The following is a 352-nucleotide window of genomic DNA, read 5'->3' on the forward strand; positions in this document are numbered from 1 at the left end:
GGGCGCGGGCGCGGCGCTCGGTGCGGCGGTACTCGCGCCGCAGGCGCTCCAGGTTGCCCGCGATTGCGGCGAGGCCGGCCGAGCGCCGCGCCACCTCGAGGAAGGCGCCGCGGCAGTGCTCAGCCTCGGGGGAAGGGTGGAGCGCGGGCGACGCCGACGCGGCGTCCGCCTCTAGACGCGCCTCCTGCAGCCGCATGCCCAGCAGCCGGCGCGGGATCACCTGGAGCCGGGCGTTTTCCAGCCGGGCGGCGGGATAGACCTGCACGCCCTGCAGTCCGTGACGGGCGCAGGCCGCCTGCAGCGCGCTTGCCGCCCGCGCCAGCGCCTCGAGCAGCGCGGCCCGGTCCTGCTC

At 78.4% G+C, this 352-nt stretch carries 1 protein-coding gene; it reads right to left on the reverse strand.

The genetic code is table 11. The features are described 5' to 3' along the window. The coding region (locus tag ACTFO6_RS18090) for a V-type ATP synthase subunit D (protein ID WP_439935785.1) at positions 1-352 on the reverse strand (352 nt) is incomplete at both ends.

This window comes from Pelomicrobium sp. G1, assembly GCF_051905455.1.
Lineage (GTDB): Bacteria > Pseudomonadota > Gammaproteobacteria > Burkholderiales > UBA6910 > Pelomicrobium.